This is a genomic window from Priestia sp. BR_2 (assembly GCF_041954005.1).
In the GTDB taxonomy this organism is placed as follows: Bacteria; Bacillota; Bacilli; order Paenibacillales; family Paenibacillaceae; genus Paenibacillus_AQ; species Paenibacillus_AQ lautus_A.
Genome location: NZ_JAVFHM010000173.1, coordinates 1 through 593, shown reverse-complemented (window position 1 = coordinate 593; position 593 = coordinate 1). Strand labels below are relative to the sequence as shown.

Sequence of the window (593 nt, the reverse complement as noted above, 5' to 3'; positions counted from 1 at the left end):
GTTGTAGTTTCCATTTTCCATTCTCCTTTTTAGATAAACTAGTAGATGTTTAAGATTCAACGGTATTTTTGCTTCCTGAAAAATCGTAGTTATAGCAGTAATAGTACAAATCCACTATTTCTTGATGAGTAGGTACTTTTGGGCTATTTCCTGGACTGCCGCTTGCTATTGCATCCGTTGCCATTTTATCAACTACCTGTTGAAACTCTTGTTCATCTATTCCCCATGCTTTCATATTAGGAATATCTAAGTCACAACAAAGTTGTTTTATTTTCTCAATAGCCACATCAGCTAGCTCTTCTTTGTTTAATGATTTCGATTCTGGATAAATTAGATGTCCTATTTTTGCTAGCGAATCAATAGCAGCTTCCTTTGTAAATTCAAGTACCGCTGGAAGTAACATTGCATTTGAAATACCATGAGGTACATGAAATAAAGCACCAATTGGACGGGACATTCCATGAATCAGCGTCACAGAAGCATTACTAAAAGCAAGTCCAGCTTCCATAGAAGCAATGGCCATTTTTTCCCTTGCGTCTGTATCCTCTCCATCTTGATAAACTTTTCTTAAATGGTTCAAGATAGCTTCTATC

At 36.4% G+C, this 593-nt stretch carries 1 protein-coding gene; it reads right to left on the bottom strand.

Annotated elements, in window-relative coordinates:
- Nucleotides 1-49: 49 nt before the first annotated feature.
- Nucleotides 50-593, bottom strand: a 544-nt coding sequence (locus RB298_RS08615) for a dehydroquinate synthase/iron-containing alcohol dehydrogenase family protein (protein ID WP_486046802.1), incomplete at its 5' end; no start/stop codon positions are given.